Genomic DNA, 18,500 nt, shown 5'->3' on the forward strand with positions numbered 1-18,500 from the left:
TGAACAGCACGCTACTTATATTCTTAGGGCATGTCATCATTTAGATTACGGAGCCTAAAATAAGACGAATTATAGCCAAACAAAGAAGAACTCGTTGTTTGACAAAACTTGCTATTTTAAGGCCACTAAATGTATTAATGTGCTAATTGATGATATACCCTAGTTAACCACCCTTTATCAAGCCGTAAAAAAGCAAGACATCCAATGTCTTGCTTTTTTATAGTCTATCGATAACTACAGTCGAAAGGTTTTGTTAATCAAAATGGAAACCTGCACCAACTGCCCCACCTACGTTACCTTGAGTATCTGCTGTACCATTTACCTTGATGACCCAGCGACCATCATTAGATAATTTAGAGAAACCAATTGCTACAGCGCTCTCTCCATTGTAGGTACCAACACCGCCACCGATCAATGACTTACCTGCGATATAAGCTTGAGGCATTGCCGACATTGCCATCGCAGCTGAGATACCTGCGTTTGCATCGTCTTCTACTTCGTCAATTTTGTAGCCAAGATCGCTCATATTGTTATTGAGCCGACTATCAAGCGCGCTAAGCTGACTATAATTGACGGCGTCTGTTGCTTCGACCCCATCGGCGACACCAGTCATGCGTTGGTTACCAGCATATAGACCTTGAGACGTCATACTTGGCCCATCTTGCATACTGATGCCTTCACTATTGATCACCGTTGTCCCAACTGTGACACTATCAACGCTGATATTACCGTTTAGATCAAACTTAATACTACTGCCATCTGCTGTGGTGGTGATGTTATTGCCACCAGTGAAGCTTAGGACACTATCATCGCCAATTGGTTTGTTGATATTGGCACCACTGTCTGCGCCAAAATTGAGTCCAGCATCTAGCTTATCCGTATTGGTTTTGATATTCGTGGTATTGGTCGTGATATTGCTGGTATTCGTAGCAATATTTGTCGTATTGGTCGCGATATTGGTTGTATTAGTGGTAATGCTCTCTGTGTTAATTTGCACATTTTCACTAATTTCAATCGTGCCTTGTCTGATAGAGGCAATCGCACCATCGATATTGCTTTCACCCGTTCCACCAATGTCACTGTTGGTAAAAGTACCATCTTCGGCATTGTAAACAGTGTCACCACCGATAATACTACTGATACCAGCTCCTTGGGCGTAAAGCTGACCACCGTTTATGGCGTCCTGGCTTTCTGCCGAAACTTCCCCATTTTGAACGTTGGTAATTTTGGTATTAGCGGCATCAATACCACTTTTCGTGATACTTGGGCCACCTGCAATGGTCAGTCCATCGTCATTCATAACCGTACCACCAGTGGTTACGCTATTCAAAGTAATATCTGGTTGGTAGGTATGGCTACAGCTTGTAGTGATGGACTACCATTAAGAGCAGCGACATCACTCACTGATTTCCTAGATACCTTGATATTACCGTCTTTACTACTGAGGTCGACAGCATCTCCTTGTTTTACCATCGTAGCGATATCACCTTGAGCGGTAATGCCCCAACCTTGATCCAAGGCAATGGCGACATCTTTTAACTGACCAACATTGACAGCATCCGTATTTAGCACACCTTCCCCAACGTTGCGAATGGTGTTGCCTCCATTGTCTAGACCACGGCTACTCAATGAGACCTGCGAAACCATTCTATTCACGCCATTTCCAACGAAGGTAAAGCCTGCATCACTCATGATGCTATTGCCTATCTGTATACTGCCATCATCTCCGAGGTCTAACTGATTATTCAGTTTTACTTGGACGCCAGTCGCAGAAGCGACAGTAGTCAGATTGTTATCTCCTGTGACATTGATGGTATCGCCTAATGCAAATTGCTGATCATTGGCACTATTGCCGTCACCAATTTTGATGCCTTTAGCGATTTCATCATTAGTCATAGTGAGCTGTGCAAAGTTTACGGCATCGGTTGGGGCAATTCCCTTATCAACTTTGATAATTCTATTATTACCATTATCAAGACCTTCGTTGCTTAACGTAATGGTCTGATTAGGACCATCAGTGATGGTGACGCCTGCATTGTTAAGTACCGTGCTTTCCATTCTCACGCTACCGTTTTTACCAAGCATGACATCTTCAGCCAATCTAACATTTAGATTGCCCTCTTCATCAGCGATCACACCGATATTGTTCTCAGTTAACTCTGTCGCGCCTCCTTGGAGTGTCAACGTTTGACCCAACTTGCGATTGACGACAACGGTTGTATCATCTCCTGTGAAGTTCAGTCCTAGGTCCACTGTATTGTTGGTTGCATTTAATTGTCTAACATTGACGGCATCTGTATCTCCCTGACCATCATCTACATTGATGATTCTATTACCGCCATTATCAAGACCTTCACTACTCACACGAACTGTACTATCAGCAAAACTGGCACTCGTGAAAGTGACATCCTCTTTTGTAGCGATTTTAATACCACCATCCTCAGCAGTGAGAACAATGTTATCTCCTGTTAGGAAATTAGCCGTATTGTCCGTTTGGTTAAGCGTTTTGACATCAACGCCATCTATTTGAGCAACAATGGTCTGCATGGCACTGTCCGCTTTTACCAGACTGGCTTTGCTATCAGCACTTAAATCAACAGCATAATCGGTCGTGTTAGTCGTCTCGTCTTTTTCACCTGCTGTTACTGTGACAGCTGCAGATCCTGCTGAAGCAGTCACACCATCCGCATTAACGGTATAGACATCTTGACCGTTACCACCTGTAGACTTTACAACGTCAGCCACGTTAGTACCTGCGGCGACCTCTGTTTTAGCGGCAGCAGAGGCACTGCTGAGCTGACTGACATTGACAGCGTCATTTGGGTCTTCACCGTTATCAACGTTGATAATCTTTTTGTTGGCAGCATTGATACCACCAGATCTGGTCATGCTTGGACCATTCAGAATAGTTAGACCATCACTGGTTAGAGCAGTACTAGGAATACCTAGTGGGCCATTTACTATAATACCTGCACCAGTAACCGCTGTACTGCCTAGCCAATTACCTGTCAAGACACCTAGGCTATTAACAGTTGTTACAGGACCTAAATTATAAGGAAGGCTACTACTACTTCCCATTTTGACACTTCCATTAGTGCCAAGGTCTACGTTTTCAGCTAACTTTACAGTTAGGGTATTATTACTAGCATCAGACTCTACCCCAATGTTGCCTGTAGTTAAAGCAGCAGTGGCCTCTGCACCACCTTTGATATTAAGTGTCTCACCAAGCTTACGATCCACGGGAGCTCCTCTATCACTCGCAAAGGTAATCTTGCTTTCTGATAAATCTTCAATAGATTGATTAGTAGCGTGTAGCTGACTACCATTGATAGCATCAGTACTGTCTGTATTGACTGCTCCAGCAGCAACGTGCTTGATCTGACGCTCATGTTCTACTGAACCAACAGATACTTGTGCTCCTTTATCACTTGTTACACCAGCGTAATTATAGATCTTGTTGCCGATAATAAGGTTCTTTTCCTCCGTAGCTTCACTAAGCGTAGTTGATCCTGCACCTAAAGCTACAGAACCGTCTCGACTTGCTGACGCCCCCACACCAAAAGCAGAGGATGCTGCACCTACTGAGCTTGAACGGACACCGACAGCAGTAGAAAGATTACCTTCGGACCGTGCTTTAACACCAACTGCTAAGGATGCAGCGCCCCCTGCTTCAGTATGCCCATATGGATTATTTGGATCCTCTATAAGATCACTACCAGTATATGCATTGAATAAGTCGTTAACACCATCAACATTTGCAGCAGCATCTAAATCATCACCACCAATAGCAATAGATGAATGTCCTTTTGAGACAACATTCGCGCCAATAGCAATAGACTGCTCGCCACTTGCTAACGTTTGTTGTCCAGATTCCGAGCTACCAATAGCAATAGTTTGACTGCCTGTCGCCTTTGCATTGCCACCCATTGCCATCGCATTGTAGCCTGTTGCACCATCATTATTTGCGTTACCAATAGCAGTTGAGTCAACACTATAATATTTGGTTTTATTGTCTTTAACTATGTTGACCAATCTGTATAGCTGCGAGCCATTAACTGCATCTTTACTCCCTGCTATCACAGCACCATTGGATACATTGGTGATTTTGTTATTACCATTGTTTAGGCCACTACTGCTCAAAATGACACTATTGGCTGGATTTATGGCTGTAATCTTAATGCCAGAATTATCGACTAAGGTATCGCCCGTTTTGAGACTGCCATCAGCGCCTAAGTCGACATTTTCATCGAGCTTTATCGTTAGCGCTTTATCACGCCTATTGGCAATCACGCTGATATTTTTGGTATTGGGATCGCCAGTGACCGTCTCTCCACCCTGCACCGTTAGTGTTTGATGAAAGAATGAGTTGGTATGTATTCTAGCTGTTGGATCGTCTCCAGCAAAGTAAGTACCCAATGCATTCGCCTGCATGCCAAAGCCAGCCGCTAGTAGCCCAAGCGCTATAGTGCTCAGACGTAACGTATGGATAACGGACAGGTTAGACGTTGTACTGATGGAAGCGTTAGAGCTAACGCTAGATTTGGAAGACTTGCCACGTCCCTTTGCATATTCACTAACAGCGGTAAAACAACGTAAGGCTTCATTCCAGATAACTTTATAGATGCGGTTCATGATGTGTACTCCCTTACAGACTTGTCAGATTTAAAAAATCAGAGATAATATCTATGTCAGAGAGACGATGTGACAAAATAAAACGGGTTATAAGCTTATAATAACGAGACCTTGTTCAAATAATAGTTGTAGTAGTCTTTAAGGAATAAGACGTTTTGTTTTGTATAATCTTTATCACTCTCTATATATATTAGTATTACCGAATATATATAGAGAGACAATGCCGTTCATCCGTGTTTTGATACCGTTCATCGGTTATATTCATATAAACGAATATAACTACTTTTGATTTTTGTTTATTTATAATAAATTACGTCGGTTTTAAGAAGAGTCAGCTTTTATCTATTACTAAATATGCGCTTATACACATTAAAAATACATGATAAGCGCATATTGGTTACATAAATTATTTCTGCATTATTTATCTTTTTATCTGCTAGGTAGCACTATTTGAACCACTAACCCTTGAACACCATCTTGCCGGTTATGAGCATTGATATATCCTTTATGCGCCATGACTACAGCATGAACAATGGCCAATCCAAGACCATAGCCGCCAGTATCACGATGCCGAGCAGTATCGAGCCGTACAAAGGGATGGAAAATACGTTCTAAGTCTTTGTCTGCGACACCGCCACCTTCGTCTGTTATATTAATTTGAACAGCTGGTGCCTTATTGTCCATTTGTATTGCTTTGATTTCCGCAATCACTGTCGAACCCGCTGCCGTGTGCATAAAGGCATTGCGAATAACATTTTCAAGTGCACTATACAACTGTTCGGCATTACCTTGGACTGTCCAAAATCCTGCCAAATCATCTAGCGCTGAGGCTACAGGCGGTTGCCATTGCCAATGCACGTCTTTATGTTGAAATTCAAAGCAGACATCCTCTCCGATATTACTAATGGTGTCGGATATATCGACTGCCTCACTCTCCAAATTATCGACGGTATATTGCTGCATTTGTAGAGACTGAATATGAATGATTTGCTCAATTAGCTCATTCATTCGTGTAGATTCTTTATCAATACGGTCCAGATAACGATTGGCATTGGGCGCAAAGTCTCGAGTCAGCTCAGTCGCTACATCCAGACGAGCAAGTGGCGAACGCAGCTCATGTGAGATATCACTGAGCATTTGCTTACGTGCCAGCTCACTGTCAACCAGTCTGGTCGAGAGATGGGCAACGTCTTTGGCAAGTAGCCCCAACTCATCATCACCCATCTTAGACAGTTCTGGGTTGGCTTGATAATTACCATCGATCATACGGTGTACGGTATTTTGTACACGGCCAATCCGCTGAGTTAGCGTACGACTGAGCCATATGCAGACCAATACACTAAAGATAACGATCAATAGCAAACGTATTGGAAAATTACCGTGCTGTAGCTCAACTACGTCCGAAAAACGTAGGTGCGGACGCAACTGTATGATAATTGACTGACCATCAGGTAATTCAACAGACATATCAGCCAGTTCAGGACGAGTATCGATATCAGCCACTGCTGCACTACTTGCTGTTCTTGACTTTAGGAATTTTTGCCAAAAAGACGGCTCAATTTTCGGTATTTCATTGTCGTGTTCACGAAGTCTATTGTCAGCATTGCGACCTTCTAGACCATAAACGCTATTCTCTACTCTAGGTGGCCTAGGTGGTATTTGCTGCAACGGTTGTATCGCACGATCCATTAGCCGCCGACCACTTTGCAGTTGTCCTTGCGCGCGATCGTCTTGGTCACGGTAACGCGGGAATATAATAGCGCCTTGCTCATCATAAACTCTGATTTGATTCATCAGCTGGCGGTCTTGACGATACATCTGCCTGACAGAGTCTACATCACCAGCCCGTAGCGCCGCGACCATCTCTTCACGCTTTATCAATAGACTATCGATTTGTACATCCATACGAGAGGTCAGCTCTTTTTCAGCCAGCCAGCGCTCTACCACGATAGACAATACAGAGGTGATTAAAATCGTCAATAATAGGCTCAGGAACAAACGCCAAAACAAGGTAATGCGCACCTTAAACTTAGGTGCTTTTTTGAGGGTCTGCTCAGAAGCTTTCATCGATATGTCCGTCATTACAACACCAGTTGATAACCTTTGCCACGCACCGCTTTTATTGGCTCATCGTGAAAAGGTTGAAGTTTTTTGCGTAAGCGAGACACATGTACATCGAGACTACGGTCGAAGGGCTGCAATTCGCGTTGCAGGACATTTTCTGACAGCCATGCTTTACTCACCACCTCCCCTTTTTGCTTGAGCAGAGCCACGAGCAGATCAAACTCTGTACCAGTGACTTGTAGCGCCACGCCATCTATCTCACAAATGCGCTGGTTCTGATCCAGATGCAAGCGACTCTCTGGTAGCGGCGTGTGTTCAGAGGCCGTCGTATTGGTTCGTTTAATCACCGCATTGATACGCGCCAGCAGCTCTCGAGGGTTACAAGGCTTGGTGATATAATCATCCGCACCTAACTCTAAACCGATAATCCGATCAATCTCTTCCCCTTTTGCGGTCAGCATAATGACAGGGATATCGATGATATTTGGTAATTGGCGCAGGACACTCAACCCATCTAGTTTCGGCATCATAATATCGAGCACGAGCAGATCATAGACCGTATCTTCATGTGCCACCGCTTTGAGTCGTTGTATGACTGCCGCACCATCATGCACGCAGTCACAGCGAATGCCATGATTGTCCAAGTACTCTTGCAATAACTGAGTCAACTCTTCGTCGTCATCGCCTATCAGGATGTTTGGCATGCTTCTCTCCTTTAATTTTTATTTATCTCTATTTACTCAATCCAATCACTCTATAGTAATCATGACGCAATAAATCCGCGTACAAGTGTCATTGTGATATGGTTAGCGAAATTGCCGCCGTGGCATTTTTATTGTCGGTAGACGGTAGTTAACCATATTATCAGGCAAGCACTTGCCAATTCACCAGAAACGTTACCTTTCTTAATACTTCATAAATGTTCGTAACCTTTAACTGTCGTAATATACTCCTATCAACAGCAAGTATTGCATTTCTAAGATGGCTGACCATAACGAGCGATAACGTTAAACAAATGCTACTTGCGAGATAAAAATTTAGTGTTTATTAAACCAAACTCAATGTAATCAAGGATATTATGATGAAAAAATTACTATTAGGCTCAGTATTAGCAGCGTCTAGCATATTTACAGTAACGGCTTGCACCAGCGTTAACGCAACCACTGATACAACGCCAACTGCACAAATGCAAAAGAACCACAAAGATGGCGCGATGAGAGGCCCAATGTCAAAATTGGATCTAACAGCGACACAGCAAGCGCAAATCAAAGCCATCATGCAAAACAAACGTGGCGATCGCACTGCTGACCGTGCAGAACATCAAGCAGAACGCGCGCAAATGGATCAGCAAATACAAGCACTGACCAATGCCAGCACTTTGAATACTACTGCTCTGAACCGTCTGGCTGATCAACGTGCGGCAAAAGAAAAGCAACGCTTTATCGAACGTGTACAAACACAACACGCCATCGCTCAAGTGTTGACTGCTGAGCAACGTGCAAAGATGGAACAAATGAAATCAGAGAGACAAGAAAAAGGTCGCAAGCACTCAAAAGACCGTAAAGGCCATGACAAACAGCATCAAGGTATGTAATAAGCCACTCCGGAAAAGTGTTATTTTACCCAGCTGTATACGTATAAACTAAAAAAGCGCGCCGTTAATAGGTGCGCTTTTTTTAGTGCAAAATTATCCTGTTCAAAAACTAATAATGCTTTCTATTTACTCATTAATACTCTAATCAGTTACTCAACCGAACCAATACGCTCTCTGACCATCGGCAACATGTTAAAGACCATCTTACCTACTGCCGTGCCATTACCATCTTGGTAGTATTGCAGCAGCTCTGGAGCATACTTTCGTAAATCAATGCTATTGCTAGCGTTCGGCATCTGCACATTACTTGGTAAGTTAGGAAACGCCAAGTCCTTAGTGCTGATAGCAGAATACTGCTGCAACACATCTATCCTCATGCCCTTATTACTATTAGCTTCGCTAGTATTGTCCAACTGACGACGTAAGTGCTCCCATTTGAGTTGACCACTTTTATCAAACCCGTACAGTTCCTGTACTTCTGTATTGGCAACGGCCTCACCTGTCGTGGCTTCCTCATTCATTTGATCTTCTATCATAGCCAGTATTTTTTGTACAATAGACTTACTGGTAAATGCCTTTGGATTTTGAATCGACTCAAACGCTGTCATCGGTTCGGGTTCTTGTACCAACTCTGGGTATTTTTCACTGATCCGATCGTAGAAAATCTGCATATATTTCTGTTGCGACGCTTGATAATCCCCAAAGCTTTGTACTCGGCGAATGATTTGATCGCTTGGTAGCATAGCCGATAACTGGTGCGCAGGCAGTTTTGGAGACAGTGAAGCAAGTGAGTTAGGGGCAACATAATTAAACTGGCTGACAGGAGCCGCATCATAAGTCGCATCTAACGCTGCAAAGTGGCTTTTGATGACTTCACCACCAAATCCTTTAGGCAATGTACCATCATCAATAGCTATTTTTAACCACTTGTTTTGCCATTTTGTACCGAGTTTATCGTCCAACAATTCTGAGTTTAGAATCGCAAAATTATCTGCCCATAGGTAAATATCACCGTTTTTAAAATCCATATAAATAGGCTGGTTGATACTGCTGTGATGATTACGTGCTTGATATTGCGCACTAGCGAGCATCGTAGCCTTGCCTGCCATCGGTTGATAGATCCCTTGAGAGTCGATAGAAAGCGGCTTTAGTAGATACTCATCTAATAACTGTGCTTTCTTCACATCTAACGGTCTTTGTTTATCCTCATAATTATCAAATAGCGCTTGATAATCTGGTGCTACTTTTACATCGCTATCGTATTGATGGTCATCCCATGCATGATAGGCAGCTACGCACTCAAAGTACGACTGCCTTATGCTGTCACGCTTAGTATCGTAATCCACCGCTAAGATATCTTTGTTTTGCTGTTCGGCTTGCAAGATTAGAGCGGCGTACGCTTGGTCATGTGTCTCTTCGCAATGTTCATCTACGTAGTCTGATGCCGCCATTTTCTCCGTACTAGTATTAGTATCGGCATCTGTAAATTGTTGGTTATTACCAATCTCAAGATTGCTATGATAGCTAAAGGACTGACGACGCTGTTTTTGCAGGGCTGTTTCTAGTGTCTTTTTGGCAATGCTAGGTGCTTGTTTTACAGCCGCCGTGTTGGACTGGCCCAAACTGGTAGACTGGCAACCTGTTAACAACAGCGCCCCTGTCAAAAATGCGCTGGTCACTAGCAGATTATTTTTAGTCTTAAATGGCATACATTGTGCAATGGTGTGATGTACTGTTTTCATTTTTTATCCTTAATAGATATGAGCGTAAATGCAATGAGATGATGTCATTTGACTTTTATTTTTCACTCATATCATCTTGGGTATAGTCAGCTTGATCTTCATAGACAGCGCCTGCGCCATTGTCATTATCGTTGCTGTACTCATCACCGCCATATTCATAACTGTTATAAGCATCTTCAACACCGCTGTCTTGATAGTCGTAACGTGCATAGCGAGCCGTTTGTAATCTGTCTTTTTTCTCGCGCTGCGTAGCTATCCATGCATTGCCATCGATAGGAGGCGTAGCATCTGAACCAAAAGACTCAGCAAGTAGCGGTGTCAAGGCATGATGGTTAAAGCTGGCTTTATCGTAACGTACTTGGTTTAGCATGGTTGTGGTCGACCCCATAAAATCACCACCGATATTGACACGTTGCTGCTTGGCCAGCAGTCGATCTGAGCTGTCTAAGTAATAGTAGTTGATTTGATTAAACGAGATAGGACCGATAGCTTCGATCAGCTGCAATAGCGAACCGACATCAGCGCTTTGATAGCCTTTATTGTATAACTGCACTTTAGCAAGTGCTGTCTTTAGTGCGGCACCATCAGGATATTTATCTGGATTGGCATCTACGTATTCTTGCAGTGACTTCGTTACATATTTGAGCGTCTTGCCAATTATTTCACCGCTTTGCTGACTACCAAAATAGACTTTGACTGCACGAGTCGCACCAACTTTTTTGGCAAACGCATCACCACTGATATCGACTGCGCTAAAATGCTCAGGCGCGAGCTCAGCCATGCTGTTCTGTATTGCGTTGAGCACCGCATCATAGAGCACCGCTGGTGGCAACTGCGCCGTGATACTTTCAGGCAAACCAAAGCTCACCGTGTGCGAGGTCATCTGTGCTGGTAATGGCGTATTTTCAGGGTTGACAAGTGCAACAATCGGCATAATGGCCGATGGATCTACTACGACACTGCTGTTATTAAAATCAAATGCTAACGGTATCTGTACTGATGAGCTAATCGTTGGTGTGGCGTAGTCGTAGCTATAGACGCTTTGTAGCTGGCGCTGCTTGGGACGGTATTGACTGACACTATTGAATGTTAAATGCTCATACTGATAGGCATTGGATGCAGCTATTTGCTCAGGAGTGCGGTGGAACATATCAAGTATATTGCCAATCATGCCTGTAGATGATATTGGTAGGCTGCCACGATTTACCGTCTCTGTCTTAGCTTGCTGTTTTGCCATTTGCATGGCTTCATATTTTGCAGCCATTGATTTGGGACTTAACCCTGACATCCCTGAGAGCATACCTTCACCACCGCTACTGTATTCATCATAATGATCATAGTCCTCACTACTGTAATCATCACTATCATAATCTGCTGTATCGTAAGCATACTCGTTATCGCTGCTAGCATCATTGCTCGTAGGCTCATTCTCCCCCGCTTCAGCCAATATAGCAGCAATCGCTATTCTCTCTGCGTCAGCTTCTGCTCTAGACTTATCATAGTCACTAGGATAGTCGGACTCTATCGAACCTTTCGCATCATCATAATCATTATAGTCATCATTGTATGGCTCATCATCACTTTCGCTATATGCACCTTCAGGCTGATACGCATAGGTTTCTATAATCGTTCTGAGCAAGCTACCAGATCCTGCGTCGATACTATCTGGGTCAATGAATGGTGCTGAGCGATAATTGGCTGTGGCGACTGCGACATGCTCGGTCGCCAAGTGCTGACGAATGGCTGCAAGCAAGTGTGATTTGGCTTGGTTTTCGGTGCTTGGATACTTCTCTTGATCAAACAGCTGCTCATAACGCGCGGCCTGAGCGTTTTGACTGGCCTTAAAAGCTTGACCCTGACGTTGGCTCTGCGCGGTATCGGCGACACTAAAGTCCATCATGGTACTAGAGACGCTACTATTCGACGACAGATTGGAAGATGAGCTGGCTGGAGTTGATTGGCAACCTGCGAGTACAAGTGAAGCACTACCAACCATCAAGGCGATAGAAGTCAATTTACCGGCTGGATATAGATGACCGTTATTGTTTTTGCCATTATAGTTTTTATGATCAGTGTTAGATAAATAAGCAGGCGCAGTCTCAGAGTAGCGCTGTCGATTGCGGTTATTAATATGGTGTGATGACATAGTAATCTCTTTGTATGAATAGACAGTCGATAATGAGTGTATAGTGGTACCGTTATTTATATCACAAGACGTTACAACTTAGTAATATTAGCGAATATTTTTAAAGAATTTCTTCACTCATAAATAATTTTCTCTGCATAACAGCTGTCTTATCAGTAGCTTCATTTACTTGAAAATTAGCCTCGTTTATTTGAAACATAGCTGATACAGCTAAACGCTATAAAAGCGTACACCACAAAAGATAATAAACAACTTTCTACTATTTCATATTTTCGTTACTATTTAGGCTTATCTATTTCCTAGCTCTATTCTTTCCACTCGCGTAAAAAGGACTTTGCGATGTCACAGTTATTATCTCGCCACCATCGAACCGCTCAGCAGCGTAAACCGAAAACTAATACCTTACTCAAATCTAGCGTCGTGCTCATTACCAGTACGCTACTGCTATCTATATCCGCACAGGCCGTAGAGCCAACGAACTCAACAAGTAACGCTACGGTCAACAACACATCAATCAATACCAGTGCCATAAACTTGGCTATCATGGCTGATAGTCCAACGATACTCTCTGAAACCAAGCGCATCACGCGAGCGAAGACCAATACACCTAACACCGAATCGAACAATGCTAACAATGCTAATAGTGACCAAGCCATCTATTCTGAAGACGCCATTCATCATCCAGTTTGGGCAAAGAACGGCATGGTCGCTACCCAAGAAGCGCTTGCCTCTGACATTGGTTTACAGATTCTAAAGGACGGCGGTAATGCGGTAGATGCTGGCGTTGCAGTGGGTTTTGCCCTAGCAGTAACCTTGCCGCGCGCAGGTAATATCGGTGGTGGTGGTTTTATGATGATTTATGATGCTAAGCAAGGCAAAACAGTGGCGCTTGATTACCGTGAGAAAGCACCGAGTAGCGCCTCACGCGATATGTACCTCGATGAAGCAGGCAATGCTGTCAGCGACTTATCTCGTTATCATGGCCTAGCAGTTGGTGTGCCAGGAACAGTAGCAGGACTACTAAAAGCATTAGAGGAGCATGGTACGATGAGCCGCGAGCAAGTTATGGCACCAGCGATAGCACTGGCTGAAGACGGTATAGAAGTCACCGCTGGCTTGTCAGAGTCACTCACGGCGTTGAGCGATCGCCTGCAAAAATGGCCAAGTACCAAAAAAGTGTTTTTCAAGCCTGATGGCAGCGCTTATCAGCCAGGCGAACGTTTAAAGCAGCCTGAGCTTGCGCGTTCGCTAAAGCGGATTGCGGTACAGGGTACCGATGGGTTTTATAAGGGTGAAACCGCTCAAAAACTGATCAAAGCAGTCAATGACGCAGGCGGCAGCATGAGCCTGAAGGATTTGGCCAATTATCAAGCCATCGCTCGCGAACCTGTCAAAGGCGACTATCGTGGCTATGAGATTGTCTCTATGCCGCCGCCCTCCTCTGGTGGTATTCACATCGTGCAGATTTTGAATATCTTAGAAGGCTATCCGCTGGGTGACTACGGACAAAACAGCGCACAGACTATTCACTTAATGGCAGAAGCAATGCAGTTGGCTTATGCAGATCGAGCTGAGTATCTGGGAGATGCTGACTTTATCGATGTACCTGCCAGCGGCTTAACCTCACAAGCCTATGCGGACAAACTGCGTACGTTGATTGATCCCAATAAAGCCACGCCAGCATCTACCATCAAAGCCAACAATCCGCTACCTTATGAAAGCGATCAAACCACGCATTTCTCTATCGTTGATAAAGATGGCAATGCGATAGCCAATACTTATACGTTGAATTTCTCTTATGGTACTGGTCTCGTTGCGGACGGTACGGGCATTCTGCTCAATAATGAAATGGATGATTTCTCTGCCAAACCGGGCGTACCAAACGGCTACGGATTACTTGGTGGCGATGCCAATGCTGTGGAAGCCAATAAGCGTCCACTGTCCTCTATGAGTCCGACACTCGTATTCAAAGACAGCAAACCTTACATCGTTACTGGTAGTCCAGGTGGTAGCCGCATCATCACGACTGTCACTCAGATTATCTCCAACGTCATCGATCATGATATGAATATCGCTGAAGCAACGCATGCGCCGCGTATCCACGATCAATGGTTACCTGATGAAATTCGAGTAGAAAAAGCACTGAATATCGACACAGTGAAAAAGCTCGAATCAATGGGTCATACGGTCAGTCCAAAATCTGCAATGGGATCTACACAATCGATCATGCTCACACCAAACGGTGTTTATGGATCGTCTGATCCACGTATTGTCGATGCGGCAGTGGTTGGTTATTAAACAAACTGACTTTAATTATCAATTACATAGCCCTCTATACCTCGTTGTATTGAGGGCTTTTTGCTGTTGTCTATAACCGAGTTTTTATACCTTAATGACTTAACTTACGCAGATTAAACCCTTTGAACCTGTGGCTGTCTGCGGCAAATAATGCTATTATTGACGACCCCATTTAAAACGTATCAATATGGCTATCGAGGTCTTGTCGGCCTCTAGATATCAGCGTAATTGATTGATAGTAATCAATTATTTTATCGCTAGCTTATTTCTTTGATCGTACCAGTAAGAGTCTTCTATGGCATTTGTACACCTTGGCATTCACAGCGAATATTCCATCACCGATTCTATCGTGCGTATTAAACCGCTGGTAAAAGCTGCTGCGGCTGACAATCAGCGAGCGTTGGCATTGACCGATTTGTCCAATTTATATGCCACGGTGAAATTTTATCGTGCCTGCTTAGGTGCGGGTATCAAGCCTATTATTGGCAGTGAAGTCATCATGGATAATGAAGACACACGCCTTACCTTACTTGCGATGAATAACGAAGGGTATCAAAACATTACCCGTATCGTATCGCTCGGGTTTACCGAAGGTCGCGCTGATCCCATCAATCATGGTACCCCGGTTATTAAGCGCAGTCATATCTTAGAGCATGCAGCAGGTGTGATTGTACTGCTCACAGAAAAGTCAGACGTGGGTCAAGCATTGGTCGGCTCGATGCCAGAAAAAGCCGATGAACTACTTACTGAGTGGCAGGCACAGTTTGACGATCGTTTATACTTTGCGATCAAGCGTACCAATCGCTCAGGCGAAGATGCTTTTATTAGAGCAGCCATCCATTCAGGTGCCAAACACAACATTCCTATCATTGCGCATAATGACGTGCGTTTCTTAGAGCAAGATGATTTTGATGCTCATGAAGCCCGCGTGTGTATTGCAGGCTCTTATGTCCTTGCTGATCCAAATCGCCCACAGACTTACTCAGATGAGCAGTATCTAAAAACACAAGCTCAGATGGAGCAATTATTTGCTGATATTCCGCAGGTCATTGACAATACCTTGCGCCTCGCTACACGCTGCAATGTCACCTTAACGCTTGGTATTAACGTCCTACCTGATTTTCCTGTGCCTGAAGGCGAGACGATTGAATCGTTTTTCCGTGCCGAGTCACAACGCGGTCTTGAGCAGCGCTTAGATAAGCTGTTTCCTGTCGAAGCACGTACGGATAATTGGAACGACTTCCGTCAGAGATACGATGAGCGCCTTGCATATGAGTTAGATATTATTCTATCCATGGGCTTCCCGGGTTACTTCCTAATCGTCATGGACTTTATCCGTTGGGCAAAAGCCAATGGCGTACCAGTAGGCCCTGGACGTGGTTCTGGTGCAGGTTCGTTGGTTGCCTATGCCCTAAACATTACCGACCTTGACCCGATTCATTACGATCTACTATTCGAGCGCTTCTTGAACCCTGAGCGTGTATCGATGCCCGATTTCGATATCGACTTTTGTATCGAAGGTCGTGACCGCGTTATTGATTATGTCGCGCAAACCTATGGTCGTGATGCCGTCTCACAGATTATTACCTTTGGTACTATGGCCGCAAAAGCGGTTGTGCGTGATGTGGCACGTGTACAAAGCAAATCGTATTTTTTGGCCAATAAAATATCCAAGCTGATTCCAAAAACGCCTGGCATCACACTGAGCCAAGCGCTTGAGCAAGAACCCCAACTCAAAGACTTGATCTCTAATCCTGATAATATGGATTATGAAGATGCCATTGAGATTTGGGAGATGGCGATTAAGCTTGAAGGCGTCTGCCGAAATGTCGGTAAACATGCTGGTGGTGTATTGATTGCTCCGCACAAGATTACTGACTTTAGTGCCATTTACTGTGATGATGAAGGTCACCGTGTCAGCCAGTTTGATAAAGACGATGTAGAAGCTGTTGGTTTGGTGAAGTTTGACTTTTTGGGTCTACGCAACTTAACCGTCATTAATGCGGCAGTTGAAAACATCAATTTGCGCCGTGCAAAAGAAAACGTACCTGCCTTAGTTTTGGAAGATTTGCCGTTAGATGACAGCAAAGCCTATAAGCTGCTGCAAGATGCCAAAACCACGGCGGTCTTTCAGCTAGAAAGTATGGGCATGAAAAAATATCTGGCTAAACTGCAACCGACCAATATCGAAGATGTCATCGCCATGTGTGCGCTGTATCGTCCCGGCCCACTCGATGCAGGCATGGTAGAGATGTATATCGACCGTAAGCATGGTCGCGAAGAAGTCATTTATGACCATCCCAATCTTGAGCCGATTTTAGAAAACACCAATGGCGTTATTGTCTATCAAGAACAGGTCATGCAAATCTCACAGGTGATGGCAGGCTATAGTTTGGGCGGTGCTGATATGTTACGCCGTGCGATGGGTAAAAAGAAACCTGAAGAGATGGCAAAGCAGCGCGATATTTTTGTCACTGGTGCCACCTCACAAGGCATTGATGAAGTCACGTCAGGCGGTGTGTTTGACTTGATGGAAAAGTTCGCAGGTTACGGTTTTAACCGCTCGCATTCTGCGGCTTATGGCGTATTGGCTTATCAAACGGCTTATCTAAAACAATACTACCCTGCTGAATTTATGGCAGCGGTCTTAACTTCTGATATGAACAACACCGACAACGTCGTGTTCTTTATCAATGATTGCCGTGAAAACTTTGGGTTAACCGTAGTCAATCCTTCAGTCAATCGTAGTGAGTGGCATTTCGTTGCCGATACTCCGACCAATATCATCTATGGTCTTGGCGCAATTAAAGGCGTGGGTGAAGGCGCGGTAGAGTCCATCGTAGATGCACGCCGCCGCGAAGGTCCTTTTAAGGACTTATATGACTTCTGCCGCCGTGTGGACATCAAAAAAGTCAATAAGCGTACACTTGAAGCATTAGTCAGTGCTGGCTGTTTTGATGACTTTGCCGCCACGCTACGACCTGACTTGCCAGCCGATGAAGCTTACGAGATTCGCGGTGCCTTGATGAGTCAATTGCCAAGTGCCGTGCAGGCCGCTGAGCAAGACCGTCAAAACCGCGAAATCGGTATGATGGATTTGTTTGGTGAAATGGATGGTGTGGTTGCAGCCCCGCCATTAGTGATGACGCCAGAACTCATCTGGGGTGACAAACACCGCTTAAAAGCGGAAAAGAACACCTTGGGATTGTACTTAACGGGACATCCAATCAATGAGTATTTGGATGAGTTGAAACGCTATACCTCTGGTGCACGTCTCGATAAGTTAACAGATACTGGTTATAACGGCAGCTGCTATTTTTCAGGACTGATTATAGATATTGCCAACTTTGGTAACCGCAACGTGATTACTCTGGATGATGGTACATCCAGACTCGAGGTCAGCTGCTACGCTGAGCGTTTTAATCGTGTCAAAGAACAGTTGAAAATCGATGAAGTCGTCATCATCAAAGGCAGCATCCGTGAGCGTGATGGACGTTTGTTTGCACGTCTTGATAGTGCCATGAGCATGGTAGATGCCAGACTACGTTGGCTCAAAAAAATCAGTATCAAAGTCCATGGTAGCGATATCGACCTACTCACACGCTTGCAACCATTACTCAAATCTGCACAGGCTGATATCATACCTGAGCCACGCTTGGCTTATAATCAAGAGCAAGATGAGCCAGGCAATAGTGGTAGTAACACTTACGACCCTGCCATGGGCGGCAGTTTGTATGATGAAAATGGCAATGACTTACTGGCTCTAGAGAACGATATGAACCATGACGCATTTAATCAAAATAGCATGCCCCAAAGTTATGCAAACAATGCGCTCAGTAATACTGACGCTTCTATCAATGATAATTGTCTGCCACTTGGACTAAGTATTTATGAAGTCTATGGCATCGCAAATGTCGGACTGTCTGAGCACTGGCGCGTTTACCCAAATGACGACAACCTGCAGACATTGAAGACTTTGGTCAGTGAAGAGAACTTACATTTCCATTACAGCTAAGACGTACAT

The 18,500-nt window shown here is 44.3% G+C and carries 9 protein-coding genes and 2 pseudogenes; 3 read left to right on the plus strand and 8 right to left on the minus strand.

The window, feature by feature from the left end:
* Positions 1 to 253 precede the first annotated feature (253 nt).
* From FQV37_RS06690 to FQV37_RS06705, 6 genes and pseudogenes are all read right to left on the minus strand, one after another.
* Entirely contained in the window at positions 254 to 1,330 is a 1,077-nt protein-coding gene (locus FQV37_RS06690; RefSeq protein WP_160021814.1) for a YadA C-terminal domain-containing protein, read from the minus strand.
* Positions 1,327 to 2,547 (minus strand): hypothetical protein, encoded by a 1,221-nt coding sequence (locus FQV37_RS14360; RefSeq protein ID WP_420876990.1) that lies wholly within the window; start codon positions 2,545 to 2,547, stop codon positions 1,327 to 1,329. Before FQV37_RS14360 ends, FQV37_RS06690 begins: the two co-directional genes overlap by 4 nt.
* Positions 2,548 to 2,573: 26 nt before the next feature.
* Positions 2,574 to 2,790, minus strand: a pseudogene (locus FQV37_RS14365) (hypothetical protein); the annotation flags it as partial.
* Positions 2,791 to 2,793: 3 nt separating this feature from the next.
* Positions 2,794 to 4,632, minus strand: a pseudogene (locus tag FQV37_RS14370) (ESPR domain-containing protein); the annotation flags it as partial.
* 429 nt (positions 4,633 to 5,061) lie between these two features.
* Positions 5,062 to 6,699 carry a sensor histidine kinase gene (locus tag FQV37_RS06700; RefSeq protein WP_160021818.1) on the minus strand — a complete coding sequence of 546 codons (1,638 nt, stop codon included), beginning with the start codon at positions 6,697 to 6,699 and terminating at the stop codon, positions 5,062 to 5,064.
* 14 nt (positions 6,700 to 6,713) lie between these two features.
* Positions 6,714 to 7,400, minus strand: a complete 687-nt coding sequence (locus FQV37_RS06705; RefSeq protein WP_160021820.1) for a response regulator transcription factor — start codon at positions 7,398 to 7,400, stop codon at positions 6,714 to 6,716.
* Between the two features lie 377 nt (positions 7,401 to 7,777).
* Between FQV37_RS06705 and FQV37_RS06710 the strand changes: the two genes are divergently transcribed.
* The gene (locus tag FQV37_RS06710) at positions 7,778 to 8,290 is read left to right on the plus strand and encodes a Spy/CpxP family protein refolding chaperone (protein ID WP_160021823.1); all 513 of its coding nucleotides are present in this window, start codon (positions 7,778 to 7,780) and stop codon (positions 8,288 to 8,290) included.
* A gap of 149 nt (positions 8,291 to 8,439) precedes the next feature.
* Here the strand turns inward: FQV37_RS06710 and FQV37_RS06715 are convergent, their stop codons facing one another.
* Together FQV37_RS06715 and FQV37_RS06720 are read right to left on the minus strand one after the other, a co-directional pair.
* A complete protein-coding gene (locus tag FQV37_RS06715) occupies positions 8,440 to 10,032 on the minus strand; it encodes a hypothetical protein (RefSeq protein ID WP_160021825.1) in 1,593 nt (530 codons plus the stop codon).
* A 55-nt stretch (positions 10,033 to 10,087) separates the two neighbouring features.
* The gene (locus FQV37_RS06720) at positions 10,088 to 12,178 is read right to left on the minus strand and encodes a hypothetical protein (protein WP_160021827.1); all 2,091 of its coding nucleotides are present in this window, start codon (positions 12,176 to 12,178) and stop codon (positions 10,088 to 10,090) included.
* A 339-nt stretch (positions 12,179 to 12,517) separates the two neighbouring features.
* Here FQV37_RS06720 and ggt point away from each other — a divergent pair, with 339 nt between their 5' ends.
* Positions 12,518 to 14,476: a gamma-glutamyltransferase gene (ggt, locus tag FQV37_RS06725; protein WP_240990970.1), complete on the plus strand. Its 1,959-nt coding sequence runs from the start codon at positions 12,518 to 12,520 to the stop codon at positions 14,474 to 14,476.
* Between the two features lie 295 nt (positions 14,477 to 14,771).
* Positions 14,772 to 18,491, plus strand: a complete 3,720-nt coding sequence (dnaE, locus tag FQV37_RS06730; RefSeq protein ID WP_160021829.1) for a DNA polymerase III subunit alpha — start codon at positions 14,772 to 14,774, stop codon at positions 18,489 to 18,491.
* Positions 18,492 to 18,500: the final 9 nt, after the last annotated feature.

This window comes from Psychrobacter nivimaris (assembly GCF_009812035.1).
GTDB classification, from domain to species: domain Bacteria; phylum Pseudomonadota; class Gammaproteobacteria; order Pseudomonadales; family Moraxellaceae; genus Psychrobacter; species Psychrobacter nivimaris.

Bases quoted from the DNA above. Each gene is read 5' to 3' on its own strand.
- FQV37_RS14360 (WP_420876990.1), bottom strand. From the start codon at position 2,547: ATGCAGACCATTGTTGCTCAAATAGATGGCGTTGATGTCAAAACGCTT.
- FQV37_RS06700 (WP_160021818.1), bottom strand. From the start codon at position 6,699: ATGAAAGCTTCTGAGCAGACCCTCAAAAAAGCACCTAAGTTTAAGGTG.
- FQV37_RS06705 (WP_160021820.1), bottom strand. From the start codon at position 7,400: ATGCCAAACATCCTGATAGGCGATGACGACGAAGAGTTGACTCAGTTA.
- FQV37_RS06710 (WP_160021823.1), top strand. From the start codon at position 7,778: ATGAAAAAATTACTATTAGGCTCAGTATTAGCAGCGTCTAGCATATTT.
- FQV37_RS06715 (WP_160021825.1), bottom strand. From the start codon at position 10,032: ATGAAAACAGTACATCACACCATTGCACAATGTATGCCATTTAAGACT.
- FQV37_RS06720 (WP_160021827.1), bottom strand. From the start codon at position 12,178: ATGTCATCACACCATATTAATAACCGCAATCGACAGCGCTACTCTGAG.
- ggt (WP_240990970.1), top strand. From the start codon at position 12,518: ATGTCACAGTTATTATCTCGCCACCATCGAACCGCTCAGCAGCGTAAA.
- dnaE (WP_160021829.1), top strand. From the start codon at position 14,772: ATGGCATTTGTACACCTTGGCATTCACAGCGAATATTCCATCACCGAT.